The 26,762-nt window shown below is 57.7% G+C and carries 22 protein-coding genes; 12 read left to right on the forward strand and 10 right to left on the reverse strand.

Going from position 1 to position 26,762, the window contains the following annotated elements; all coding sequences use genetic code 11:
* Positions 1-38: 38 nt before the first annotated feature.
* The 6 genes from RISK_RS13900 to RISK_RS13930 all read right to left on the reverse strand — a co-directional run bounded on the left by RISK_RS13900 (position 39) and on the right by RISK_RS13930 (position 4,626).
* Positions 39-1,034: a DNA-directed RNA polymerase subunit alpha gene (locus RISK_RS13900; RefSeq protein ID WP_047814916.1), complete on the reverse strand. Its 996-nt coding sequence runs from the start codon at positions 1,032-1,034 to the stop codon at positions 39-41.
* 60 nt (positions 1,035-1,094) lie between these two features.
* Positions 1,095-1,478 (reverse strand): 30S ribosomal protein S11, encoded by a 384-nt coding sequence (gene rpsK / locus RISK_RS13905; RefSeq protein WP_047814917.1) that lies wholly within the window; start codon positions 1,476-1,478, stop codon positions 1,095-1,097.
* A 66-nt stretch (positions 1,479-1,544) separates the two neighbouring features.
* Entirely contained in the window at positions 1,545-1,916 is a 372-nt protein-coding gene (gene rpsM, locus RISK_RS13910) for a 30S ribosomal protein S13 (RefSeq protein WP_007328402.1), read from the reverse strand.
* A 390-nt stretch (positions 1,917-2,306) separates the two neighbouring features.
* On the reverse strand, positions 2,307-2,864 hold the full coding sequence (locus RISK_RS13920; RefSeq protein WP_236696290.1) for a dihydrofolate reductase: 558 nt from the start codon (positions 2,862-2,864) through the stop codon (positions 2,307-2,309).
* 157 nt (positions 2,865-3,021) lie between these two features.
* On the reverse strand, positions 3,022-3,816 hold the full coding sequence (locus tag RISK_RS13925) for a thymidylate synthase (protein ID WP_047815055.1): 795 nt from the start codon (positions 3,814-3,816) through the stop codon (positions 3,022-3,024).
* A gap of 156 nt (positions 3,817-3,972) precedes the next feature.
* Positions 3,973-4,626 carry a class I SAM-dependent methyltransferase gene (locus tag RISK_RS13930; RefSeq protein ID WP_236696291.1) on the reverse strand — a complete coding sequence of 218 codons (654 nt, stop codon included), beginning with the start codon at positions 4,624-4,626 and terminating at the stop codon, positions 3,973-3,975.
* Between the two features lie 374 nt (positions 4,627-5,000).
* On the opposite strand from RISK_RS13930, the gene RISK_RS13935 reads away from it, so the two are divergent.
* The 5 genes from RISK_RS13935 to RISK_RS13955 all read left to right on the forward strand — a co-directional run bounded on the left by RISK_RS13935 (position 5,001) and on the right by RISK_RS13955 (position 11,339).
* Positions 5,001-6,812 carry a GumC family protein gene (locus RISK_RS13935; RefSeq protein ID WP_047815056.1) on the forward strand — a complete coding sequence of 604 codons (1,812 nt, stop codon included), beginning with the start codon at positions 5,001-5,003 and terminating at the stop codon, positions 6,810-6,812.
* A 104-nt stretch (positions 6,813-6,916) separates the two neighbouring features.
* Positions 6,917-8,161 (forward strand): sugar transferase, encoded by a 1,245-nt coding sequence (locus tag RISK_RS13940; RefSeq protein ID WP_047814921.1) that lies wholly within the window; start codon positions 6,917-6,919, stop codon positions 8,159-8,161.
* A gap of 9 nt (positions 8,162-8,170) precedes the next feature.
* Positions 8,171-9,532 (forward strand): glycosyltransferase family 4 protein, encoded by a 1,362-nt coding sequence (locus RISK_RS13945; RefSeq protein ID WP_047814922.1) that lies wholly within the window; start codon positions 8,171-8,173, stop codon positions 9,530-9,532.
* Positions 9,529-10,509 (forward strand): polysaccharide deacetylase family protein, encoded by a 981-nt coding sequence (locus RISK_RS13950; RefSeq protein WP_047814923.1) that lies wholly within the window; start codon positions 9,529-9,531, stop codon positions 10,507-10,509. Before RISK_RS13945 ends, RISK_RS13950 begins: the two co-directional genes overlap by 4 nt.
* A gap of 8 nt (positions 10,510-10,517) precedes the next feature.
* Positions 10,518-11,339, forward strand: a complete 822-nt coding sequence (locus tag RISK_RS13955; RefSeq protein ID WP_047815057.1) for a WecB/TagA/CpsF family glycosyltransferase — start codon at positions 10,518-10,520, stop codon at positions 11,337-11,339.
* A gap of 51 nt (positions 11,340-11,390) precedes the next feature.
* On the opposite strand, the gene RISK_RS13960 is transcribed toward RISK_RS13955, so the two are convergent.
* Genes RISK_RS13960 through leuB form a run of 3 tightly spaced genes read right to left on the reverse strand, consistent with a single transcriptional unit; the run spans position 11,391 to position 14,064 of the window.
* Positions 11,391-11,924: an NADPH-dependent FMN reductase gene (locus RISK_RS13960; RefSeq protein ID WP_047814924.1), complete on the reverse strand. Its 534-nt coding sequence runs from the start codon at positions 11,922-11,924 to the stop codon at positions 11,391-11,393.
* Positions 11,925-11,970: 46 nt separating this feature from the next.
* Positions 11,971-12,930: a phosphatidate cytidylyltransferase gene (locus RISK_RS13965; RefSeq protein ID WP_047814925.1), complete on the reverse strand. Its 960-nt coding sequence runs from the start codon at positions 12,928-12,930 to the stop codon at positions 11,971-11,973.
* 54 nt (positions 12,931-12,984) lie between these two features.
* Positions 12,985-14,064: a 3-isopropylmalate dehydrogenase gene (gene leuB / locus RISK_RS13970; protein ID WP_047814926.1), complete on the reverse strand. Its 1,080-nt coding sequence runs from the start codon at positions 14,062-14,064 to the stop codon at positions 12,985-12,987.
* A 357-nt stretch (positions 14,065-14,421) separates the two neighbouring features.
* Between leuB and RISK_RS13975 the strand changes: the two genes are divergently transcribed.
* From RISK_RS13975 to RISK_RS28145, 3 genes are all read left to right on the forward strand, one after another.
* The gene (locus RISK_RS13975) at positions 14,422-15,711 is read left to right on the forward strand and encodes a glycosyltransferase family 4 protein (protein WP_047814927.1); all 1,290 of its coding nucleotides are present in this window, start codon (positions 14,422-14,424) and stop codon (positions 15,709-15,711) included.
* A gap of 109 nt (positions 15,712-15,820) precedes the next feature.
* Positions 15,821-17,092 (forward strand): hypothetical protein, encoded by a 1,272-nt coding sequence (locus RISK_RS13980; protein WP_047814928.1) that lies wholly within the window; start codon positions 15,821-15,823, stop codon positions 17,090-17,092.
* 84 nt (positions 17,093-17,176) lie between these two features.
* On the forward strand, positions 17,177-17,521 hold the full coding sequence (locus RISK_RS28145; RefSeq protein WP_236696293.1) for a hypothetical protein: 345 nt from the start codon (positions 17,177-17,179) through the stop codon (positions 17,519-17,521).
* A 93-nt stretch (positions 17,522-17,614) separates the two neighbouring features.
* Here the strand turns inward: RISK_RS28145 and RISK_RS13990 are convergent, their stop codons facing one another.
* Positions 17,615-18,178, reverse strand: a complete 564-nt coding sequence (locus RISK_RS13990) for an elongation factor P (protein WP_047814929.1) — start codon at positions 18,176-18,178, stop codon at positions 17,615-17,617.
* A 306-nt stretch (positions 18,179-18,484) separates the two neighbouring features.
* Between RISK_RS13990 and RISK_RS13995 the strand changes: the two genes are divergently transcribed.
* From RISK_RS13995 to RISK_RS14010, 4 genes are all read left to right on the forward strand, one after another.
* Complete coding sequence (locus RISK_RS13995) at positions 18,485-21,058, forward strand: serine/threonine-protein kinase (RefSeq protein ID WP_047814930.1); 2,574 nt, start codon at positions 18,485-18,487, stop codon at positions 21,056-21,058.
* Positions 21,059-21,187: 129 nt separating this feature from the next.
* Positions 21,188-22,117, forward strand: coding sequence for a GGDEF domain-containing protein (locus tag RISK_RS14000; RefSeq protein ID WP_236696294.1), 930 nt, complete (start codon positions 21,188-21,190; stop codon positions 22,115-22,117).
* 480 nt (positions 22,118-22,597) lie between these two features.
* Positions 22,598-25,270, forward strand: a complete 2,673-nt coding sequence (locus tag RISK_RS14005; RefSeq protein WP_047814932.1) for a DUF1553 domain-containing protein — start codon at positions 22,598-22,600, stop codon at positions 25,268-25,270.
* A complete protein-coding gene (locus RISK_RS14010) occupies positions 25,267-26,754 on the forward strand; it encodes a DUF1501 domain-containing protein (RefSeq protein WP_047814933.1) in 1,488 nt (495 codons plus the stop codon). Before RISK_RS14005 ends, RISK_RS14010 begins: the two co-directional genes overlap by 4 nt.
* Positions 26,755-26,762 lie beyond the last annotated feature (8 nt).

A 26,762-nucleotide genomic window follows, 5' to 3' on the forward strand; every position in this document is an offset into this window, starting at 1 on the left:
GTCGTTGGGAGTGCACCGCAGACGCGATGCGTCTCCACTTAAAACAGAGGCTGATTCGGCACACGCATGCCGAGGTGCAACCCATACTGCGAAAGCTTTTCACGAACTTCGTTGAGAGTTGTGTCGCCAAAATTGCGAACTTCCAACAATGAATCTTCGGTTCGCTGCACAAGGTCGCGAACAGTCATGATGTTTTCGCTTTCCAAGCAGTTGTTGGCACGCACCGACAATCGCAGGTCGGCGAGAGTCATGTTCAACTTCGCTTCCAGCTGAGCTTCGGGCGAACCAGCTCCACCGCGAGCGGCGGAGAAAATGCTTGGTCCCAATTCGCGGTATTGCACGAATGGGTTGAGGTGTTTGCGAAGGATCTTGGCGGCTTCGGTCAACGCCATCTCTGGGTTGATCGTTCCGTCAGTCCAAATTTCGAGGATCAAACGATCGTAGTTGGTCTTTTGACCGACACGAGTCGCTTCCACTTCGTAACGAACACGAACGATAGGACTGAAGACCGCGTCGATCGGAATGATTCCAATCTCGTGATCCACACTGCTGTGTTCCGTGCTGGGCACATAACCGCGACCGGTTTCAACAACCATTTCCATCATGAATGGAACGTCGTCGGTCAACGTGCAGATGACGTGGTCTTTGTTGATGACTTCAACGTCCGCATCCGTCTGAACGTCAGCACCAGTGACAACACCAGCGGTGTTGCGTTCCACGGTGATCACTCGAGTTGAGTCGGTGTTGCTGCTGACGATCAACGACTTGACGTTCAAAACGATGTCGGTGACATCTTCAAGAACACCTGGAATCGAGGTGAACTCGTGTTGAGCACCACGGATCTTGATTTGGGTGACGGCACTGCCCACCAAACTGCTCAGCAGCACGCGACGCATGCTGTTACCGATGCTGGCACCAAAACCACGCTCAAATGGCTCGGCAGAAAACTTGCCGTAGGTTTGGGTCAGCGAGTCACGATCGACTTCGAGCGAACTGGGCAGTTCCATTCCGCGCCAGCGGATGTGCATGGTCATGTTGGGCCTTTGATGGATGCGGGATGGGGTTGATCAGAAACGAAGCGGCGTCAGCGGGAATTAGACGCGGCGTTTCTTGCGAGGACGGCAACCGTTGTGCGGGATGGGGGTCACTTCCTCGATCAATTTCACGTTCAAACCAGCGGCTTGCAGTGCCGTGATGGCACTTTCGCGACCAGACCCTGGCCCTTTGACGCGAACTTCGACGTCACGCATGCCAAACTTGGTTGCTTTTTCAGCAGCCTGTTGAGCAGCACACTGACCGGCAAAAGGAGTGCTTTTGCGACTGCCCTTGAAACCGCTGGTTCCGGCACTGGCCCAGCACAACGTGTCACCCTTGGAGTCCGTGATGGTCACCGTGGTGTTGTTGAATGTCGCGTGAACGTGAGCAACACCGTTGCTTACATTTCTGCGGATGCGTTTTTTCTTGTTGGTCTTTGCCACCGAAACTTCTCAAACAGATCAATGAATGGGGAAAGGAAGGAAAATGGAATCAAGACAAACCTGCGACTAGCGCAGATCCTTGACGCCCTTCTTACCAGCGACCGTCTTACGAGGCCCTTTGCGGGTCCGAGCATTGGTCTTGGTGCGTTGCCCACGAACAGGCAAGCTGACACGGTGCCGGATGCCGCGGTAGGATTTGATCTCCCGCATGCGGCTAATGTTTTGAGTCACTTGACGACGCAGCGGACCCTCGACGAGATAATCTCGTTCGAGAAGGGCTGCGATGCGACCTACATCTTCATCGCTGATGTCGCTGGCGGGTGAAGTTGGGTCAATGCCCAATTTTTCACACACCTCACGAGCCCGGTACAGCCCAAGGCCATACAGGTACGTCAGCGAATATTGAATCTGTTTGTCGTTGGGGATGTCGACGCCCATCAGACGGGGCATGGCGATACTCCGAGAGCAGCTGCGAAGGAGGTTAATTTTGTGCGTTGTTACGCTTCAGAAGCGCTGGATGGCGATGAAACGCAAGTGCGTCTTCGCCAGCGGATCGCGGACTATAGCAGTCGGCCCCCTTTTTGCTCAAGTGGAAGCGACAAAAGCAATCCGGATTTTTTTTCGGGGAAGTCGTCAGCTTGGCACATCCCCACATCAACGTTTGCCCGAAACCTCCAGCAGAGCCCCGAAACCACGTTGAATTGGATGCATCGGCGGGCACCCCACCCGCACTGAAATCTCATCCGAGTTTTCTTGAGAACCCTCCAGAATTGTGCCCCAAAGCCATCTGATTGATTCGCTGAGAGCCCATTCCGACCGTTTTGAGGGCTACTCAGCGGTGTTCAACTCGGAAAACTTGGGGCTCGGAATTCGACGACGCATCCGCAACCAGTCGGTTGGGTAGTCGTCTTTCGCGGTCACCGGGAATGATGCCTGAGACACCACCTCAAACTCGTCCAACGGCAATTCGATCCGCGTGTCGCCGGAAATGTTGGCCCAGACCCTGGTCCACCACAAATCAGTGCACCACGGGAACCACTGCTGGTAAATCTGCCCCCCACCAACCACAAAAATCCGCCGCTGAGCTGCGAGCGCTATCGCGTCCCGCTTGCCCGATGCAGTCTGGGTGCCAGGGAACTTCCAATCATCCTGACGAGTGAGAACGATGGTTTGCCGCCCCGGCAGAACCCGACCGATCGACTCAAATGTCTTTCGGCCCATGATCAACGCTCCCCCCATGGTGGTCTGCTTGAACCTCTTCAAATCGGAGGACAATCGCCACGGCATGTCTTGCTCATCCCCAATCACGCCATCCGGGGTCGCTGCAACGACGGCAGTGATACGGCGGCCCATACCGCCATCGGCGGGGCCACTTTCAGTGGGCAACGTGTCTGGAGTGACCTGCGAACGGGTGGGCTCGGCTGACGCGCCCCCAGAATGCCCCGTTTCGTTGGCCTGGCTCGCTGAATCGGGCCCCAGTGACTGTGCGGATGAATCCGACGGCCTGGGATCAGGGTGGGAACTGACTTCACACATACCGCTGTTAAACTGCCACCGGAGCCTTGATGTGGGGATGCGGGTCGTAGTTCTCCAATTCGAAATCATCAAACTGGAATTCCGTGATCGTCGCCACATCCCGCTTGATGTGGAACGCCGGCAATGACCGAGGCGTCCGGCTGAGCTGCTCACGAGCTTGGTCGAAATGGTTGCTGTACAGATGCACGTCCCCCAGTGTGTGGACGAATTCACCCGGCTTCAAACCAGTCACCTGCGCCATCATCGAAGTCAACATCGCGTAGCTAGCGATATTGAACGGCACGCCCAGAAACAAATCCGCACTCCGTTGATACAACTGGCACGACAACCGACCACCAGATACATAGAACTGAAACAACAAGTGACAGGGCGGCAAAGCCATCTTGGGCACATCGGCCACATTCCAAGCGGAAACCACCAACCGACGAGACTGCGGATTCGTGCGAATTTCGTTCTCGACCCAACCGATCTGGTCGACCGTTTGACCGTCAGCTCCCTCCCAACTTCGCCACTGGTGTCCGTACACGGGGCCGAGGTCGCCAGACTCGTCGGCCCATTCGTCCCAGATGGAGACTTTGTTTTCCTTCAGATAACCGATGTTGGTATCGCCACGCAGGAACCACAACAATTCATGCAAAATCGAACGAATGTGCAGTTTCTTGGTCGTCAGCAAGGGAAAACCGTCTGCCAAGTCAAACCGCATTTGACGCCCGAACAAACTGCGGGTGCCAACTCCGGTTCGGTCATCTCGATCGATCCCGCGGTGCAGGACTTCGTCGAGGAGTTGCAAATAGCCTTGCATGAGCGTCTCGTGCGATTTGGAACTGCCGGCGAATCTCTTTCGCCCAATCTTGAATGGTAACAGCCAAGGCGTTTCGGGAGCATCCGCCCTGCCCAACAAAATCAGCTCGAACGACTCAGCTGTTTCTTCCAATCCGGGCGACTCGGCGGGCAAGTCTCAAACCGGCATCGTCCAGTCCAACGTCCAGTGTCGGTCGCTTGTCATCTGCACGGCTTCCTCTGGTATCCCCACGCTGGCCACCATCGCCCGAGATTCCTGCAAAGTCAGCCCCGCCCACAACGATTGCCGCAGCAATTGAGCTGGAGCGTATTCCGGTGGAACGTCGACGCTCGCATCCGATCCCGCATGCAACTCGACCAAACGTTCAATCTCAGCTTCGTTTTCGGGGCGAAACAGATCCCGAATGAACAGACGTCCGCCCGGCATCAAGGCTCGCACCGCGACCTGAATCGCGGTGATCGGGTTGGGCAAATGATGCAGCACCGTGTTGCTGATGATGGTTTGAGCCAGGTCCTCTTGCAGGCTTTCGGGATCCGTCAGATCAATCTGTTGCAAGAACACCAAGTCCTGCATGCCAGCCAACTCAACCTCAAACTGTGCCAACTCCAGCATGTCCACGCTGAAGTCAACTGCCATGATCTCCAATCGGCCTTCCGCGAAAGGTCGCTCGGACTGACCCTCCACCTCCTCGGACTGGCGATACCGTTCACTCAAGATCAGGGGGATCCCGGCGGGGCCACACCCCAGATCGATGACCCGCGGGCCAACACACCCCCCTGAGAGAAGATCCTCGACAAAAGCAGTGTTCACCTGTCGATGATCCATCGCTTGGTAGGCGGCCGCATCCAGGGCAGGATCGTCCGGTAAAGGCTCCGGTACACGTGAGAACATGCGTTCAGGACACTTTCGAGTAAAAACGACTTGAAAAAACCGAAATGCACTTGGGTGAGAATAAACGCCCAACCCACTGGAATGGTGGTTTCCACCCAGACATTACTGGATTCTGGGCAAATTCACCCCCGCATTTTTTGAGCGGGCAACTACAACTTGAACAAGATGCCTGACCAAGGCAATGGATTGCGCGTGCTGAAGGGAATCGGGGCTTCGCGCTGGTTGTGGGCATTTTGACTACAGGGCCGATTGTAACGATTGCCCCTTTGCCCCCGAAGTGCTTGGAGCTGCCCGTGAGCCGATCTCAACCAGAATCCACCCCGTCCAATTCAGCAAGCCGCCTGAACAAACGTTCGTCTCAGTTCTCCGCAGGTTCCTGGTCGCCCTCCGCACCCACCGAATCATGGGCCATGGTGACTCCCAGTGAAGTCCTGCAGTCCTTCCGTCGCCGATTGCCGTCGATCATCGTCACCACGCTTTTGGTGACCCTGGCCGTCGTGGCTGTCCTGATTGTTTGGCCGAATCAGTATCGAAGCGAAGGCTTGATGTATGTTCGCCTCGGACGCGGTGCACTGGCCGTGGATCCGACCACCAAAACCACTCAATCGGTTTCGATGCAAGAAAGCCGCACGGCGGAAGTCGTCAGCATCGGCGAGATGATCGGCAGTCGGGAAATCGCGGAACGCGCGGTGAAACGAATTGGCGTTGAGAAAATCAACCAACCGCGCACCTGGATCGACCGCGGCCTGAACGACGTTGAAGCGTTCTTGAAATCGGACCATCAGCTGACCTCCTGGTTGCCAAAGTCCGAAGGCAAAACCGTCGGCGAACTGACCCCCGAAGAATACCAAGCTCAATTGGAGCGTGAAAACGCGATCAAGAAGGTCTCCCAAGCGATCAACGTCCAAATCGCGAAGAACGGCTACACCGTCGCGGTGGCCGGCAAAGGCGACGATCCCTTGCTGGTCCAATCCGTCGTCCAAGCCGTGATGGATGAATACGGCCGCTACCACGTCGAAGCTCACAGCGTGGACGGATCGGAGTCCTTCTTCGAGAAACGAGCCAAGCAAAGTCGCGAGACAGCCTTGACGACACGCCGAGCCTTGCAAGAAACACGCAATGAAATGGGCTGGCTCAGCGCCGCCTCCGCGGAAGAAACACTGCGTGAACGAATCATCGACCTGGAGATGAAGCTGAACACCGCGGACAGCGAACTCGCCGAAGCGATCAGCCAAGCCGAAGAACTGCGTCGCCAACTGGACGGGACCAAAGAATGGGTCCCCGTCGAAGTCACCCTGGGCATCGCCAACGTAGCGGGCGACCAAATGCGAAGCCAACTGTACGACGTGCAGATCCAGGACGGCGAGGAACTCTCCCGCGTCAGCCCCAACCACCCCCGCTACAAATTGCTGCAAGAAAAAATGCAGCAGAGCGCACAGCTCGCCAACGCGGAACGCGAAGATCGCGAAGAACGCCGCGAAGCAATCAACCCGGTCTACCAGGAACTCGAAACCCAGTTCCAAACCATTCGCGCCAAAGCCGTCGGACTGAAGAGCCGCCGTGATGCCGTGAACGAACGCCTGGCCGCCACTCAGCTGGACCTGCGACGCCTGAACGACGACTCCACCCGCTTGGCCGAACTGACCTGGGAAGCGGAATTGGCAGAGGACACCTATCGCGAACACGCACGGTCACTGGAAGAAGCCCGTGTCAATTCAGAACTGGACGAATTGCAGATGTCCGATGTCAGCGTGATTCAAGACGCGACATTGAACCTCAAGAAGTCCGGTCCGATGCGTGGCTTGTTGTCCGTTGTCGGCCTTCTGCTCGGCCTGAGCCTTGGATTGCTCCAAGCGATCCTGCGAGATTCGCCCGTCTCTTCGACCGGCGGTTCTCGCTCTGAGTTTTCGCGTAACAAGGCGGACAAAGTTCGGCGCCGCCCCAACTCCAACGACGCAGCCACGGCTGACACGGACATGGACGATGTGATGCACGAACAGGACACCATTGAAGTCAGTAAGCCGGTGACTGCCGGCCTGCCCAATGGCGACACCGTTGCCATGAACGAAACGACGGGAACGTTCAACGCTCCCGTGCCGCGCTGATCCCAGTGGAATTTGACGCGGGCAAAAACAGACCCCGCCTCGACCACGATGGATGAAGCAGACCGGCTCGAGTGGGCACAGACACGCACCTAGGAACAACAAACTTGTTTTCATTTTTAAAGAAAGAACGGCGTGAGCGCCTGCTGCGTTGGAAGGACGAGGCTTCCCTCGGCCGCCGACGCGTGCTGCTGCTGTCGTCGCGACAGTTCGATCGCGAACTGAACCGCGAACGCTTGCGAGCGACCCGGCGGTCCATTCCTTTCTGTCTCTTGACAGTTGAACTGCTGACCAAAGCAGGCTCGACACGTCGCAACACGAACAAACAAAACCGCCAACTGGTGGACCTGCTGCTCCGCAATCTTCGCGTGACAGATGAAAAAGGAATTCTGGCAACCTTCCGATATGGCGTCCTCCTGGTCGACACACCCGAAATGGGCGGTCGCGCGGTCCTGGACCGACTGTCACGCTTGACCTCCGCGGCGGGCTTGGAAGTGCGATTGCACCTGCAAGTCCACGACCCGAATGGCTTCAGCGAAGACAACGATCTCGACGGTGACGCCTCCGGCGATCGGCGCGCCGGCGAACGCCGCAAAGACGATCCTGCCGACAAACAAGAGAACTGGGTGCGTCTGGCAGAATCCTCGCCGGATCCCTCCGCATCGACGGCCCCCCAAACGCTCTCGCACAGCGGCGTTCAATCGTCGATTGATGACCTCTCACTCGTCGGCACTCCCCAACAATCCAACCACGCTGGTTTGTGGCTCAAACGCGGCATCGATCTTGCCGGCGCAAGCGTTGGGTTGATCCTGGCAGGTCCCGCGATTCTGGCCGCCGTGGCTGTGATCAAGTGGACCGACGGCGGACCAGCCTTTTTTCGCCAAACCCGCGAAGGCCAAAACGGTCGCCCTTTCACCATCCTGAAACTTCGCACGATGATCGTCGATGCGGAGAAATTCCAAGCGGAATTGCGTGCCGAAAGCCATCGCGACGGGCCCGCTTTCAAGATTTCTCGTGACCCGCGCGTGACCAAAGTTGGCCATTTTTTACGGGCGACTTGTTTGGACGAACTCCCACAACTGATTAATGTATTGAAAGGTGACATGTCTCTGGTGGGTCCTCGACCACTCCCCTGGCATGAGAGCCGAGCCTGCGAACGTTGGCACCGTCGACGCCTCGACGTTCGCCCCGGGCTGACTTGCACGTGGCAGGTCAACAAGGGAAAAGCCGTGACGTTCGATGATTGGATGCGGATGGATCTTCGTTACATCGACCAATTGGGTTTGTTTCAAGATCTTCGACTCATCGCTCAAACTGTCGTTGTGCCCGTGACGGGGCGTGGCGGCGAATAGACTCTCAACATGTCTGCCGTTTTGCCCGCGAAACCTGAATCCGACGACTCAACGCACACCTGCCCGCCGATCGGTTTCTTTGGAGACGATTCGCTGGAACGGGGATTTTCTGCTGACGCCAAATCACTCAGCCAACCGCTCGCGGCCGACTCGGTCTTGGACACCAAAGCCGTCTTTCTGACGCACTACATCCCGCTGTATCAAGTCCGGGTGCTGCAAGAGATCACCAAGCGAATTCGCGATTTTCAGATCCTGCTCAGCACGCCGATCGAGCCCAATCGCAATTTTGAATTGGACTGGTCAGGACTGAACGTCCAAGTCCAAAAGACCGTCACGCTGCGCAGGCGATGGCGACATGCCAAGGCAGGATTTGACGACCCGCTGTTCGTGCACATCCCCTATGACACCTTGGCTCAACTGAAACGCCTTCGCCCCGAGGTGGTCATCTCGCATGAACTGGGGGCTCGGTCATTGGCGGCGGCTCGCTATTGCCGACGCTCAGGAGCCCGTCTGGTCCTCGCGACATTCATGAGTGAACACACCGAACAAGGTCGCGGACGACTTCGCACCTGGGCGCGCCGGCGACTGATCCGGGCAGCCGATGCCATCACCTACAACGGCCCCTCCTGCCGCGAGGTGTTGCTGGTCTTGGGTGCCAAGGAAGAACAGTTGTTTCACCTGCCCTACGCGGCAGACGACCGAACCATCGCCAACGATGCCGAACGTCCACCGGAACCCCAGGTTCGCAGGCGTCTGCTCTGCATCGGGCAGCTCTCACAACGCAAAGGGGTCCTGCCCTTGGTTCGTCAAGCCAGCGATTTTTGCGCCGCCAACAATGAGTCCTTGGAAATCACCTTCGTGGGCGACGGCCCCTGTCGTGGCGAACTCGAAACCTTGGCAGCGGGGAATTGCACTCACGACAACGCTGCCATTGATTCCCGCCTGACCCTCCATGTGCTGGGCAACCAGCCCGCTGCCGAGCTTCCGCAACGGATGCATGAACACGGGGCCATCATCGCGCCGACCTTGGCTGACGAATGGTTGCTGGTCACCAACGAAGGGATGCACGCAGGGCTGCCGATCATCGGCAGCATCTACGCACAATCCGTCACCACACTGGTCCAAAACGGACGCAATGGCTGGCAGTACGATCCACTGGCCACCGCACCGTCATCATCGACGCTGGATCTTTCCGGCGCGCTGACTGCTTACCTCAACTGCGACGACGCGACCATCGCTGAAATGCGAAAGAACGCCCAGCAAGACATCCAGGGTTACACCCCGGAACGATCGGCGATGGGTGCCATCCACGCGATCCAATCAGCCATGCATCACCTCCCTCCGCATTCGACGGGGAATGCTGCACGATGACCCAAGCGTTGATCGGCAGCCTGTCGATGGATCTGGACAACAAATGGGCCTACCTCCGCGCTGCCGGGCGAGAGGACTGGGAGTCCACGTCGAGCTACCTTCCCATGGCCACGCAACGCGTCGTTGAGATGCTCGGCGAGCTGAACCTGCCTCTGACCGTGTTCTTGGTTGGACGAGATCTGAACGTCGATTCCGACGTCCAGGCCATCCAAACATTCGACCAACTTTCCAGCTGGGAAGCCGCGAATCATTCGCTCAATCATTTGCCGTGGATGCACACGATGAGCGAACCCGAAATCGAATCCGAGGTCATGACGACGCACGATCGAATCATCTCGACCATCGGCACCCGCCCGGTTGGTTTTCGAGGGCCAGGGTTCAGTTGCCCCAAGGAAGTGCTGCGAGTGCTGATCCGAAATCAGTACACCTACGATGCATCGATCTTTCCAACATCCGTGGCGCCGATCGCACGAGCTGTCTTTTTGGCTCGCACCAATCTGAAAGGCGAACAACGCGAAAAAGCGAAGAAGCTTTACGGTGGGTTCGATTCCATGCGAAACCCCAATCGCCCCTTTGTACGGCAGGAAGAGGTGGACGGCGTCGTTCGTCCACTGCAAGAGATCCCGGTCACCACGCTGCCCTTCCTGCGTGCTCCCATTCACTTCAGCTACGTCACTTTTTTGGCCAGTTTCAGCGTGATGGCGGCGAAGATGTATTTCACATCCTCGTTGCGGTTGTGTCGCCTGACCGGCACCTCGCCGTCGCTGCTTCTGCACCCGCCGGACTTTCTTGGGTGCGAAGACGATTCCGACATGGCTTACTTTCCCGGCATGAAAATGAAACGCGAAAAAAAGCTTTCATTCATGCGCTGGGCTCTCAACAAATTCGCTCGTGACTTTGATGTGCGAACCATGCTGGAACAAACCCAAACACTCGCGACCACGCACGCTCCCGTGCCTCAACCTGCAACCACTTGATCAAAACCATGTTGGACTACGGACAACACAACGTGTTGGGCATTGGCGTCAATGCGATCGACTACGAATCCGCGGTGGATCGCATCCTCACCGCCGCGAAGAACCATGCCCCGATGGCGGTCACCGCCTTGGCCGTTCACGGCGTGATGACTGGTGTGCTCGACCGGGAACATCACTATCGACTCAACCAATTCGACCTGGTCTGCCCGGATGGGCAACCGGTGCGGTGGGCACTGAATCGATTGCACCAAAGATCCTTTGACGGACCTGCCTTGTCCGATCGTGTTTACGGCCCGGAACTGACGCTTCGCCTGTGCGCCCAGGCTGCCAAGGAAGACGTGCCGATCTTTTTGTTTGGTGCCACTGAAGACATGCTCCAGCAGTTCGCCGATCGTTTGTGCGAACGGTTCGAAGGCCTCCGCATCGTCGGCAAACGTGCCTCCGCGTTTCGACAAATCACCCCGGAAGAACGAGACGAACTGGCCGCAGAAATCCGGGCCAGCGGCGCTCAGATGTGTTTCGTAGGACTGGGTTGCCCCCGCCAGGAAATCTTCGCCTACGAAATGAAAGAACACCTCTCGATGCCTCTGATCGCGGTCGGCGCCGCCTTCGCCTTCCATGCCGGAATGCTGGAACAGGCACCGGCTTGGATGCAAAAGAACGGGCTGGAATGGTTCTTTCGCCTGACGCGAGAACCGGGCCGTCTGTGGCGGCGTTACCTGTACTTGAACCCCGCCTACGTTTCCTTGCTCACGCTTCAGAAGCTGGGCATCTACCGTCGCAAACGTGACGGCGGACAGTCACCGAGCAAAGAACTGATGTTTGGCTGATCCGCCAATTCATTGCAGAGTCGACAGGCGAGGATCGCCTGGCGACGATGCTCACACGTTGAGTGCGTCGCTGATCCGCAGCGTTTCTTCCACCAGCGTGTCGACTCGCCGAGCGATTTCATCATCGGCCAACGAATCGCCTTCGAAGGACTCGCCGGTTGCGTAGACAAACCGCGGCACGATCAAGCAGCGGAAATCCAGCATCAGGCTGTTGGCCAACCCCATCACGGACATGTAACTGCCCTGGCCACCGGCGGCCAACAACAAGGCAACCGTTTTGTCTGTCCAGGCTTTCCCGGTGAGCTCCACCGCGTTTTTGATCGCCGCGTTGACGTCGTAATTGTAAACCGGAGAGGCAATGAAAATCGCTTCTGCCGAACGCACCAATTCGCCCAGCGCAATCACCTCTTCGTTGCCGTACGCCGTGGCACCATCGCAGGGTGGCAGAGTCCGCACGGACAGGTCGAACACTTCCACTTCGCGGCTCTGCCCACGCAGTCGCTCCGCAACCGATCTCGCCAGAATTCGGCTGCGACTGGTGGGGTGAAGGCTGGAACTGATGACGAGATGCATGCCCTGGCTCAATCGAAAGTGATGTTGGCTTGGAAGAAGAACTCAGACGACTGAGAGTTCAAGTGAAGAAGAATCGTGTGACGTGATAGAAGATGGGAGCGGCGAAACAGATGTTGTCGATCTGGTCCAGAATTCCAGCGTGCCCCTGCACCAAGGTCCCCGTGTCAGTCACACCACGGTCTCGTTTGATCGCACTCATGGTCAGCGTGCCCATGCTCGCCATCGCGGTCACGACCACGCCCATCAGCAACGCTTCCCACCAGAAAAACGGCGTGGCCCACCGAAGCAGCGCGGCGATCACACCGGTCGACATCATCGCCCCCAACACGCCTTCCCAGGTTCGCGAAGCGTTGATATCGGGAGCGATCACGTGACGCCCGGCCAGCTTGCTCCACACTCTTTCCAGGGTCAGCGACAACTGAGCGATCAAGACGAAGAACATCAACAAGTTGACGTTGCTGCCCGTCCAAGGTTCGCCACCCGTCCGAACCAACTGAAGATCCAGAAGCGCCGGGGCGTGGGACAGCGAATAAACACACACGAGCAGCCCGGCCTGGATCTTCGCACAACGTTCCAGAAACCGCTTGGCATCGCCCGCGATTGCAGCCCGAGCCGGAATGAACAGGCTGGCATAAACCGGAATCATGATGCTGTAAAACGGATAATAATCATCGCCCAGACCAATCAGGATGTACTGCAGCGGCGTGAAGATGAAGAAGATCCAAAACAGCGTCCGGTGGTCGCCACGTCGAGTCGGAGTCATCGATATGAACTCCCGCAGCGCCCAAAAGGACACCATCGAAAACAACACCACCAACCCGATCCGATGGATCAAGGAACCGATCACAAAGATCGCCACCATCGTCCACCACACTCGCAATTTGGCACGAAATCGCTTGACGACCGCGGCATCCACCGCGATCGAATCGTTGCGGCCAAGCAGGAACGCGACCAACGTTGCGATGGCCAGCGCCGCGAGAATGACCGCGATCAGGATGTAGGTGGTTGTATCTGGCAAGGTGATCTTCGGAGTGAGAGGAACCGACTCGACCAGCAGAGTTTCTGCATTGGTTTAGACCGTCAATTTCGCAACCACAGCTGCGCCCATCTCGTCGGTCGACACGCTTTTGGATTGATCGCCTCGAGCCAAATCAGGGGTTCGCAGACCATCGGTGATCACGGCCGCAACCGCAGCTTCGATGGCTTCGGCTTCCTCGGTCAGCCCCAATGAATGCCGCAGCATCATCGCAGCTGCCAAAATGGTCGCCAACGGGTTGGCGATGCCTTTGCCGGCGATGTCCGGTGCCGATCCGTGAATGGGCTCATACAATCCAGGCCCACTGTCGCCCAGCGACGCACTGGGCAGCATGCCAAGCGACCCGGGCAACATCGACGCTTCATCGGTCAGGATGTCGCCGAACATGTTGCCGGTGACAACCACGTCAAATTCCGAGGGGCGATTGATCAAGTGCATCGCCATCGAGTCGACGAGCACGACGTCGTACTGCACGTCAGGAAATTCGTTGGCCATGACTTCCGCGGCCACACGTCGCCACAATCGACTCGGTTCCAGAACGTTGGCCTTGTCGACGCTGGTCAATCGATTCGAACGTCCGCGAGCGGCTTGAGCAGCCATGCGGACGATCCGTTTGACCTCGCCAGCGGAATAGGTCATCGACTGGAACGCGGTTTCATCGTCGCCGCTGCCGGAGGTGCCCGACTCGCCAAAGTAAATCCCGCCGGTCAGTTCTCGAAAAAACAGGATGTCGGTGCCTTTGACGATGTCCGCTCGCAACGGGGACGCCTCGGCCAACTCATCGAACAACTTGATCGGGCGTAAGTTGGCGAACAAACCCAACTCCTTGCGGATTTTCAACAACCCGGCTTCTGGTCGAGTCTTCGCCGATGGATCGTCCCATTTCGGCCCGCCAACCGCTCCCAACAAAATCGCCGCGGACTCACGACAGGCGTCGATGGTCGCCTGAGGGAGTGGGTCGCCAGTCTCGTCAATCGCGATTCCGCCAATCTGGTGCGAACTGAACTGAAACGTGTGTCCGAATCGCTCCGCCACCTTGGCCAGGACCAAACGGGCTTGCTCGACGATTTCAGGTCCGATCCCGTCTCCGGGCAACAAAACGATGGAGGAATTCATAAGGTCTGACGCGGGGCTGAGTTGGCGTGGGGGAAAACAGGAAAGACGCATGATTTTTGGAGCACAGAACTTAGCCGAATCGCAGCGTTTCCCCCAGGGTCCTGGACACTCAATCATCACAACCAGCACGACCGTCCAACTCCCCTGCAATGCGTCGAAAGCCGCGGAAGTGCTCCACACACGGGGGCGATCTCTAACCCAAACTTGAGAAGTGTCGCCTCACGTGAGTGCCTCCTTCACGCGAAACCAGACTTTGCCACTGCCATTCCGTCACGTGTCCGCACCGCGACGGATGAGTCCGTTCGGCATTCCTGTCCGACACCTCCCGCACACCCGACACCTCCAGCACGCCCCAATATGCAATCGACCACCAACTCCAACTTCTCGCCCGTCACCGAGACCGTCATTTCGCCGGTTGCTTCGTCCGCCAGCGTTGATATCGCCAAGGAAGCGTCGTTTTCTGCGGCCAGTCTCCCGTCGGCTTTGAGCATGACTCGTGAAGTCCGCGTGCTGCATGTCGTCAACGGCGAGCACTTTTCGGGTGCCGAGCGCGTGCAGTCTCACCTGGGACGCTGCTTGCCGGATTTCCACGTCACCGCCGATTTCGCGTGTGTCAAACCCGGACGCTTCGCCGAGATGCTGGAAGAACGCCAAACCGGCGTCGCGGGTGAAAACTGGGGACAATGCCACCGTGTCCCCATGCGACACCGCTTGGACTGGACCGCGGTCAAACGACTCGCACGCGTGATGGCCGAAGGCGAGTACGAACTCCTGCACGCACACACACCTCGCACCGCGATGCTCGCCTCGGCGGTTTCGAAGTGGTCGGGCCGACCTTGGGTGTACCATGTCCACAGCCCCGCCGGCCGGGACTGCGAACGAGCCTGGGCAAACCACATCAACGCCTGGATTGAGCGTCGCTCACTCGCAAATTGCTCGCATTTGATCACCGTGTCCAACAGCCTTCGCGAAGACACGCTTCAACAAGGTTTCCGTGCAGACCAAGTCACCGTCGTTCACAACGGCGTGCCCGCCATCCGTCCCGCTCGGCAGAGCAAACCGACGATCGGTAGTCACTGGACCATCGGCATGATCGCTCTGATGCGATCCCGAAAAGGTTTGGAAGTCGTCCTGGATGCCCTGGCAATTCTGAAGCATCGCGGCATCGAAGTCACGCTGAGGTGCATCGGACCGTTTGAAACCGAAGCTTACCGACAACAAATCGACGCTCAGATCACCGAGCTCGGGATTGGTCATCTGATCGAATGGGTGGGATTCACCCAAGATGTTCCTGCCGAACTCGCTCGCCTGGATGCGATGGTCTTGCCCAGCCTGTACGGCGAAGGTTTGCCGATGGTCGTCCTGGAATCGATGGCCGCCGGAACCCCGGTCATCGCCACCTCGGTCGAAGGGACACCCGAAGCCATCCGGCATGGCATCGAAGGCGTTCTCGCCGAACCTCGCAGCGCAGACTCCTTGGCCGAACAAATCGAAGCGATGGTTTCCGGTCAACACGATTGGCAATCCATGTCGGATTTCGCCGTGACGCGCCATCACCAAAGTTTCAGCGATCACACGATGGCCAACGGCATCGCCAAAGTCTATCGTCGCGTTCTGGAGCCATTGAGCCTCCCCAGCAACGGTTGATCCCGGTGCAAATTTCCGCCTCGCAGGTGCCCGTTTGCTTGGTACGATGAACCAAGCGGCAACCGAACCGCGTTTCTGATCACAGCTTTCTGAATCGGCGGAAAAAACGATGCGAAGCTTCACCGGATGGACCTGCCTTTCCAACCCGTCCACCAACCACCTTGCAAGCTTGGCATCGGCTTGGTTGCTGTGGGCAATGATGGCGACCAGCCTGCTGGCCCAACCGCCACTTCACGTCGATGGCCGCCGCGGTCCCTATCACGATCACGGTCGTCACGGCGGGCCATCCGGCGAGTTTGACTTGGTCGAACCCACCGGTGCGGTGACCGGGAGAATTTCTTTGCGTCGAGACCAGCTGATCTATCGACACGGCGACGGTCGGCAAGTCGTCTACCGACGCAACGGACGCTACGACACGCCCGACGGACAATTCCTGGGCTACTACAACACGCTGCTCGCCCGAGTCCTGAAATTCCCACGCAGCGGGTTCGGCCACTTTCTTTACGCCGACCTCGACGACTTCACTCCCTTCCCACAAGCCTCCTACCGTTTGCTGCACCCCGTCGGCGCAGGCCCGATTGGCGGCCCCATCGTTGGCCCTTGGGCGGGCGGCTACATGACCCACGACATCTCGGTTTATGGCGGTGGGCTCGGATTGCCTTGGTTGGCCCCGGCACCTGCCTTCGGTTGGGGCATGAACGCCGGTCCGCTTGGGCCCATGCCGTTTGCCCCCTTTCCTCTCAATCCGTTGCCACTCAGCCCCATCCCACTGAATCCCGGTCCTGTTCCCATCGACACGCGGCGGGTCGCGTTGCCAGACTTGCCGCCTGCCAAGATTCGGTTCACCAACAGCAGCCAACGAGACGTCAACGTCACCCTGTCGGACGCTCGCCAAGCGGGCCTGTCGAAGACGTTCCGACTAGGGCCTGCTGAAACGCACGACATGAAACTGCGACGCGATGCCGGTCACGAATGGGTCGAAACCTATGAACTGCTGTCACCGGACGGCCAGTGGATCACCCGCGAAGTCCGACACTCAATCCAACCGCAACCTCGTTACGAAATCGTCGTTCATGAATGGCGGGTGCAATCCGTTGCGATCGATCGCACCGCGCGGGGCAACAATCGGATCGAAGACATCAACATGCAAGGCAAAGGCATCGGTCGCTTCCTCTTGCCACCGGGCCCCGAACTCACCGACCAAACCATCGATGTTTTTCAATCCGCGAGAGCCATGCAAAACCAAGGCACCGTGACACCTTTGATTTCGGACGAGCAAATCCAAGAGCAGTTCCGTCCCAGCGATCGAGTCTCACCGTTCGAACGAGCCCTCCTCCAACAACAACGAGCGATCCAACAAGCCCAGCAGGGACAACGTTAGGAACCGCATGGCAAAATACTGATCTTTGCCGAGCAAGAGATGACGAGAGACACCAATTTGTCCGCCGTGAAAATGACAATCAAAATGCAAGTCGAATGGTTGGGATGCATTGCCGTTGCAGCCTCCTTGCTGGTGGGATGCGAGAAAACCATCCCCGAAGGAACTCCGGTTCCCAACAACGTGGTCGAGCATGAAAGCGACGACGCCATCGAACGTTACATGCAAGCTCAAGATCAAAACTCGCGACAAATGGCGGAGCAATACCAAGAGCAGGCGATGGCCGCCCCCTCGATGACCGAGCCTTCTTTGATCGAGCAGCCCACCAACGGCCCGCATTCAGCCGACCCGGATACTGCGACCAACCCTGCAGACGCTGGCCGGCAGGATCCCCCGCCAGCCGTTCCCCCAGTGACCGTCGACATCATCTGACTGCCAAGGCTGCATTGGATTGGCAGCGAGGGCCCCCGTTGGCGAGGCACCTGCCAATGGGAGCAGCAGAACAGACGAAGAAACGTTTCCGCGTCACGCTCGCGAAAGAAATTGGCCGGTTCGCGAATCAACCTTCAGTCGTTCGCCTTCCTTGATGTACTCGGGAACTTGAATGACCAACCCGGTTTCCATGGTGGCGGGCTTGGTGCGTGACGTGGCTGAGTTGCCCTTCACACCTGGATCACACTGAGCAATGTTCAGCTCCACGGTCGCTGGCACTTCGATCCCAACGCAGGCGTCGTTGTAGATCAATGCCCGGATGCCCTCCAGGCCTTCCGTGATGTAAGGCATCTGCTCTTCCGCATCCTCGAGAGGGATTTCGTACTGCTGAAAATCCTCTTTGTCCATCACGTGCAAGAACTCCGTGTCGGTGTACATCATTTGCACATCCCGGCGAGAAAAATCCGCTTCTTGAAGGACTTCGGTGCCCTTCAGAGTGATGTCGACCTTGTTGCGGGTCATGACATTCCGAGCCCGAAACTTGTACAGCGTTGCCGCGCCTCGAGCAGACGGCGACTGAACCGACATTCCAACGATCATCACCGGGTTGCCATCGTGGACCACAACGGAACCGGACTTCACTTCTTTCGCGAGCATGATTGATATCAAAATGGGAGAAGAGGATTTTTGAGAAACGTAATGCTCGCTCAAACGAAAGAAAAGCCCGGATCCTGGCTTTTCATCAAGCGGGCGTGCCACCGCTCCCCGCCCTACAACTCGCTCGATCCCTGCGACCGTTGCAACGTTTCTCTGTGAAAGTGGCAGACGGTTCGGGGGTTCGCTTTCGAGAAACTTCGGCGACTTTCGGTTCACGGGAACGACCTACGGTTGCCATAGCAACGAACCCGTTGGTCGCGAATTCAGATCAACACGGCACCGTGAGATTCCAAAGCAACCGTCGCCATGAACGCCCCTGACGCATCCCATCCCGAATCGACCGGCAACCCCGGTGCGTTGGCGTCTGATGTCAACAGCCTCGATTCAAACCGCGAGCCGACTGACCGTTGCGGCGATGGCTCCTCGAGCGATCCCGGCAACCAGAACGCTGGCTCCTCGCGAAAAAGTCGGTCGCGTTCACGACGTCGTCGACCAGCGAATGCCTCCCTATCCCATCCCATTCACGAAGAAACGATCGGTGCGATCTCCGGCGATCGTTCGCCTTCTTCTGCCCCCCCCCCTGGGTCCAAGGATTCCGTCAGCGTCCCCGTGTCCCGGTACGAATGCCTCGAAGAGGTAGGGCGAGGCGGCTGGGGAGTCGTTGAGAAGGCTGTCGACCGACAACTCGATCGAGAAGTCGCGGTGAAACGATTCAGTGACACCGATGATGTCACGGAACAAGAGCGACAACGTTTTCTGAACGAAGCCAAAGTCACCAGCCAACTTCAGCACCCAGGGATTGTCCCCGTCCACGAAATGGGCGATCAGCATGACGCGTTCTACGTCATGAAGTTGCTCGATGGCGTCACCCTCAGTGAGTTCATCCAACAACATCACCAAAGCGATCAAACCCGCAATCGAAAGACCCAACACCAATTTGGCGAATCACTCGAACCGTTGCTGCAACGGTTTGTTGATATCTGCAACGCCGTCGCCTACGCACATCAGCGAGGAATCATTCATCGCGATCTAAAACCCTGCAACGTGATGATCAGTGGCTTCGGCGAGACGGTGGTGCTCGATTGGGGATTGGCCCAATTCGTCCCATCACCAACCGGCTCGGCACCCGCCCGATCCAAATCATCCCAGCCCACTCGGCAAGCTGATCTTTCGCTGCCCTTGGAACCGCACGGTACCGTGCTGGGCACCCCAGCGTACATGTCACCGGAACAGGCCCGTGGAGAGTCCCACCGGATCAATCCCTCTTCGGATCTGTATTCCTTGGGCGTGATTCTCTACACCATCATCGCTGGCCGAAATCCGTACCATGGCCAACCTGTCAAGCAAATCTTGGAACAAGTCCGCCGATCATCTTTCCCTGACTTGCGAACGGCTCAGCCGTTGGTTCCCAAACCACTGCTCGCGATTGTTCGCCAAGCGATGTCATCGTCGCAACACGACCGCTACGACAGTGCCGAGGAACTGGCAAGTGAGGTGCGCCGTTTCATCGCCGGCGATTCCGTTTCCGTCCACCGCGAAAGCATGATTGAAAAAGGAATGCGATGGTGCCGGTATCATCAAAGCATCGCCGCCACCGTCACAGTCGCAGCCAGTGCGTTGCTAATCGCGACGATCATCTTCGGTCTGGTCATCCATCAATCTCATCGCACTGAACGCTTGGCCCGTGTGGATGCCCAACGCGCTCACCGCGAAGCGATCATCAATCTTGGCGAAGCGATCGACGCGACCGACACATGGCTGAATGAACTCAGCGGGTCCCTTCAATTTTATCCCGGCATGGCGGCGATCCGTTCGAACCTCCTCGATCGAGCGATTGAACAATACGATCAAATCGCAATCCAAAACCTCAACGGCTCAGCCTCGCCCCTCTCCACCGGTGAGTTGGACGATTTCGATCTGTCGAAATCCAGCCGGCAAACGGAGCGTCTGACGTTGCTGCAACACGTCAAAACTCAACTCCGATTGGCCGACCTCCACCGAATCACTGGCCACCCCGAGCAAGCACAGCAGCAGTATGCGGTTGCGGAGTCCCTGCTGAGCAATCAACCCGATCTTGGCAACCAACTGCAGATCACCCCCGTCTCCACGACCGCTCGCCAAGATCCACTCGAAACTCAATTCGAACTGGAACGGATTCATTCATTGACCGGGCAGTTGCTCCTTCAAGACTCATCATCGACTTCGATTCCAACCCAACGTCTCTTGGCGGCCCGACAATGGTTGCTCCAACGCCTCGGCACGTTCGCCACTTCCTCCGAACCTGAACACTCGGGTCGCATGGATCCGACCCTGGCGAAAACGGCAGCCATCTACGCACAACTCGAACTTGCAATTCAAATCCAGTCGGATCCATCCCTCCATCCCGGACTGAAGGATGCCGCCTGCTTCCAACACGCCATCGATGTCGCTCGCCGACTCGCCAAACTTCAGGGAACAGTCGGAAACCTCCGACGATCGGAAACCATCCAAACGAACCACTGCCTCCAACTGATGGATGCTGATTCCCTCACGCTCGCTGAACAGGGATGGTCGCAGTTGATTGGTGACCTACAAGAATGGCTGGATTCGGCCCCGGACCGCATCGATCTTCTACAATCCCGTGCCCGTGCCTTGCACCAGCGAGGCAACTGCCGGGCTCGTTTAGGCAAGCAAACCGAAGCAGTCGCTGATCTGAAAGCGTCGCTCCAGATGCTCGCCAAGGCTTCGCGACTGACGGAAATGGCCCCCGACCAAACCCAGCGTTTGCATCAAACACAACTGGATTTGAGACGTCTTCAAGCCGCAACCACAACGATCACCCCGATCGGCACGATCAACAACACCGTCGCGGTTGACACAAATTCCGACGAGTCAGACTGAATGCCGTGACGCTGTGTTCCAAATGAGAACACCGTAACCCATGGTTGCAAGCAAGCCCAAACAATGGTGACAACCGTCGCCGTGCAGTCGTTCCACGGGTCCCCCTCAAATATGCATGGAGCAGGTCAGATGACAACCGTTGCCCACCCAGCCAGCCAAACCATCCCCACTGGCCTCGATGCTTCAGAAGCGACGCTGCGACAACAGCCAACCGTTCCAACATGCGAATCGAACAACGAGTGCTGCTTGGTACAAATCTATCCGCCGGACGTCATCGAAGGCATGCTGCTTTTGGAACAAGACGAGTTTCAAATCGGTCGATCCCCTGATTCCGATCTGCCACTCTTTGACAACAGTGTTTCTCGCCAGCACGCCATGCTGATTCGCGGGCAAGACGGCTACCTCATCCGCGACCTAGGCAGCACCAACGGAACCCTGATCAACGAAACCGTGATCCAGGACGATCGCAGCTTGGAAAGTGGCGACACGGTCCGCATCGGCAGCTTTCTCTTCCGGTTTCTTTCTGCCGACAGCGTCGAGACGCAGTATCACGAAACGGTCTACAACGCATTGACCCGCGACGCGCTCACCGGCGCCATGAACAAACGGTTTTTGACCGAAGCCATGGACCGAGAACTGTCACGTTCGTCGCGTGCCAAGCTTGAGATGGCCGTCATCATGTTGGACATCGACCACTTCAAATCCGTCAACGACACGCACGGGCACTTGGTGGGAGACGATGTCTTGCGAACCTTTGGACAACGCATCCAAGCACTCTGCCGAGCCGACGACATGTTGGCTCGCTATGGCGGCGAAGAGTTCTGCTTGCTGCTCGCCGCGACAGGTCGCAAAGACGCGATGGAAATTGCCGAACGCTGCCGAGCAACGATCGCTGACACACCCTTCGCAACTTCAATTGGCCCACTCCCGATCACCGCCAGCTTTGGCGTCTCTGTTTTCGATCCCGAGCAAATTCAATCGGTCAAAGATTTGATCGGGTCAGCCGACCAACAACTCTACGAAGCAAAGCGTTCAGGTCGCAATCAAGTTCGCGGCTGATGGCTTGCTGCCACCAACTTTTGCAAATCCGACCAAAGAGGTCGGCAGGAGTCTTTCGGCATCCGAACTGTTTTGGCAAGCGTTGTTGCTCGCTAACGCTGGACTGCTAAAAGTTTGGTGTTATGGAACGCATTCGTTTGCGCAAGTTTTCATCCCGGCAGGGATGTCAGAGAGTAGCCGTCGGTAAGCGATCGCGCCACCGACGGACCTGTAGCCCGCGTCGCCACTCTCCATCCCGCCGTGGCCATGGGCCACGGCGGGATGGAGAGTTTTTTGGGAGGCACGGTTTCCGGGGGTGTGCTGCTACGCAGCGACCCCCGGCTACCATCTGACATCCCTACCGGGATGAAGAAAGGCAGAAGCCGGAAGAAAAACTGCATCCGCTGTTGGATTGCCTGAGTAAACAAAAAGCTGGACTGGGGCCATCGGTTGGGGTTACGCTGTGGGTCTCCCACCTCCCGCGAAGCAGATGTCCCACCTATGTCGCGCCCCATCCTTGCCGTCCTGGCGATCGTTCTCATTGGCTCCCACCTGCGAGCTGATGTGGATTACGACGCCGATATCAAACCACTCTTCCAAGAGAAATGCGGTTCCTGTCACGGCGTCCTCCAGCAAGAGGGCGGACTCAGGCTCGATGCCGGGTCCCTGATCCGTGGGGACCACGATCCCAACGGCCTGCTGGATTTGGAACACCCTTCCCAAAGCGAACTGATTCGACGAGTCGCCTCTTCGGATCCCGATGTGCGAATGCCGCCCGAAGGCGAAGGAACGCCACTGTCGACTCAACAGATCCATCAACTGACCGGCTGGATCGAACTCGGCGCCCCCAGCCCGCCGGACGAAGTGATCATGGAATCGCCGTCCCAGCACTGGGCCTACCAGCCTCCCACCCAACCCAAGCTTGCGACCGACGTTCCTGAACCATGGTCGGCGAACCCCATCGACACCTTGATGTTCGCCCAGTGGCGACAAAGCGGTTTGGATCCCGTTCCACCAGCGGACCCTGCGATTGCTTTGCGACGCCTGCACTTGGACGTGACGGGATTGCCACCGACCCGAGCCGACCAAACTGAGTTCGCAACGGATTCTTCGAGCGAGGCTTGGCGAGAGCGTGTGGATCGATTGCTGGACGATCCCGCCTATGGAGAAAAATGGGGTCGGCACTGGATGGATGTGTGGCGATACAGCGACTGGGATGGCTACAGAAACGAACTCCGTGGTAGCCAGCGACACATCTGGCATTGGCGAGATTGGATCATCGAATCGCTGAACGTGGACAAAGGCTACGACCAAATGATCCACGAAATGGTGGCCGGCGATGAGGTCGCCCCCGAAGACCTCGACGTGCTGCGTGCCACCGGGTTCCTGGTTCGGAACTTCCACAAAAGCAATCGCGACATTTGGTTGGACGCAACCGTCGAACACACCGCCAAAGCGTTCCTGGGAATGACGATCGCCTGCGCTCGATGCCATGACCACAAGTACGACCCCATCTCGCAGCAAGAGTACTACGCGTTTCGAGCGATCTTCCAACCGCACCAAGTCCGCACCGAACGTTTGCCGGGAGAGCCCGACACAGCCAAACTCGGGCTTCCGCGAGCCTACGATGCGGACCTGGACGTCCCGACCTACTTGTACGTGCAGGGCAACGAAAAGAATCCTGACAAGGATCATCCGATCGCCCCCTCCGTCCCGGAGATCGTCGAACTCCCCTTTGCGATTGAACCGGTCGCGCTGCCAAATCTCGCATCCAATCCTTTTCTGCGGGACTACATCGAAGCCGAGGAAATTGCCACTGCACAACAGAAACTTCAGTCGGCCCAGAAATCACTGCAATCGTCCAATGACAAACAGGACTCGATCAAACGGCAACAACTCACCGTCGCCGAAGCAAACCTGAAGTCCATCCAACAACGTTGGGCCGCAACCAGAGCCAAGTTCGCCGGCACAAGTTCAAACCATGACGAATCGGCTGCCGATCCGACGCCCGCTGAAGCCCTCGCCGTCCAAGCGGCCAAGTCCGAACGAACGCTGCATTTCCAGCAAGCATTGCTCGACGTGCTGAAGCAGCGCAACGCGGTGGCGACCGCTAAAGATTCCAAGGAAACAGACGAGACCAAAAAGAAGTCTGCCCTCGATTCGGCCAACAAGAAACTGGCCGAACTCGAGAAGAAGTTGGTCGATGCTTCCGTTCAACTGGTTGGCAACGACGGCAAGTTCACCCCGGTGGGCAAGAGCTACCCGTCGACCAGTAGCGGGCGACGCACTGCACTTGCAGAGTGGATCACCCATCCAAGAAACCCGCTGACCGCTCGCGTTGCCATCAACCACATTTGGACGCGTTACTTTGGCCAACCGCTGGTTTCCAACCTCGACGACTTTGGTCTCCGATCACCACACCCCATCCACCATGAACTGCTGGACTGGTTGGCCGTGGAACTGGTCGAAAACGACTGGAGCATGAAGCACATCCATCGGCTGATTGTCCAGTCACGCACCTATCGACTCGCTTCGTCGGCGTCGCAAGATTCAGAAACCACGTTTGCCAAGAACGGCGAGATCGATCCCGACAACCTGCAACTTTGGCGAGCCAACGTGCGCCGCTTGGAGGCCGAACTGGTTCGCGACAATCTGCTTTCGATTGCTGGGACGCTGGACCGATCCAGAGGCGGCCCCGACATCGATTTCAAAAAGGGCGAAACGACGCCGCGACGAAGCGTCTATTTCCGCCATGCTTACGAGAAACAGATGCCGATGCTGGTCATCTTCGACGCAGCCAACCCGACCGATTGCTATCGACGATCGGAAAGCATCGTCCCCCAACAAGCACTGGCGCTCGCGAACAGTCCGCTGGCGGTCGATCAATCTCGCCAGACCGCGGCGCGACTCAGTGCCGACGTCACGGACGACCTCGCCTTCGTCTCGGAAGCCTACGCCGCGATCCTGGGACGCGAACCCACCGACAGTGAACGCTCCGCCTGCGAATCGTTCTTGACCCACCAAGCAACCTTGCTGGCCGATCCTGATCAGCTTTCTCCTTCAACCGGTGCGGCCAAAACCTCCGTTCCGCCAGCGACCGATGCGAACCTTCGCGCACGTGAAAACTTGGTTCACGTTCTGTTCAACCACAACGACTTTGTAACGGTGCGATGAGCATGCAATTTGGAAACAAAGGCCCCCATCCATTCTCCGAACGTCACCGCCGTGGCTTCCTGCAGGATCTCGGGTTGGGATTTGGAAGCATTGCACTGTCCAGCCTGCTGCAGGGTGACTCGGTCGCTCACGGCGACGCCCTCGCGGAAAGCGAACTGAAGAAGATCGCCCCGAAAGCCAAGAGCGTGATCTGGCTGTTCATGATTGGCGGCGCCAGCCACATGGAGACCTTTGATCCGAAGCCACAACTGAACCAACTGGCTGGTAAAACGATCAAGGAAACACCCTACGCCAAAGTCCTCGAGTCCCCCTACTTGGCCAACGAACGCGTGGTCGCGTTTGACCCCAACAACGGATTCATTCGCAACGAAATCTATCCCCTGCAAGTCGGCTACGCACCGCGAGGCGAAAGCGGGATCGAAATCAGCGATTGGTTCCCGCACGTCAGCAGCTGTGCCGATGACCTGTGCGTGATCCGGTCAATGTGGACCGAGGACAGCAACCACGGCGCTCAACTGCAATTTCATACCGGACGCCATCGCGTCGACGGCTTCTTTCCCACCATCGGCTCCTGGGCGACCTATGGACTGGGCTCACTCAACGAAAACCTGCCTCAATTTGTTGTGATGGGAACTCCTGTCGCCGATTGTTGCGGCGGCCGTGAATGCCATCGTGCAAATTACTTGGGCCCGCAATTCGACGGCATTCCGCTGGACATTGATTCAGACATCCCGCTCCCTTACGCGGCACCACCCGGTGGCGTGTACCAAGAGGAACAAGCCGGCGAGTTTGAACTGCTACGTCAACTGAACCAAATCTCGTCGGAGCAATTCCCGAGCGACGAAGCGCTGCGAGCCCGAGTCCGCTCCTACGAATTGGCGTTTCGAATGCAGACCGCGGTCCCCGACGTGGTCCGACTGGAAGACGAAACCGCGTTGACTCAACGAGAGTACGGGTTGGACCAACCTGAGACCAAAGTCTTCGGACGTCAGATGCTGACGGCTCGCCGATTGGTCGAACAGGGCGTTCGGTTCGTCCAGGTTTACCACGGCAGCAACGGCGGGGCAGGGCAGTGGGACAACCACAAAGGTCTCAAAGCGGGACACAGCAAATTGTGCAAACAAACCGACCAGCCAATCGGTGCCTTGTTGAAAGACTTGAAACAACGCGGACTGCTGGATGAAACCCTGGTCGTTTGGGCAACGGAATTCGGACGAACTCCCGGAGCTCAATCATCCAACGGTCGCGACCATCATCCCTACGGATTCAGCGTTTGGATGGCCGGCGGCGGAGTGAAGGGCGGAATGACGCACGGTGCGACGGATGAAATTGGATTTCACGCCGTTGAAGACCGCCACTACGTGACCGACATCCACGCCACGATTTTGCACCAACTGGGACTGAACCCGCACGAGTTGGTCGTCCCCGGTCGACAACGACTGGAAAAAGATTTCGGTCACGTCATCCACGACGTGCTCGCCTGAAAACGAAC

The organism is Rhodopirellula islandica, from assembly GCF_001027925.1.
In the GTDB taxonomy this organism is placed as follows: domain Bacteria; phylum Planctomycetota; class Planctomycetia; order Pirellulales; family Pirellulaceae; genus Rhodopirellula; species Rhodopirellula islandica.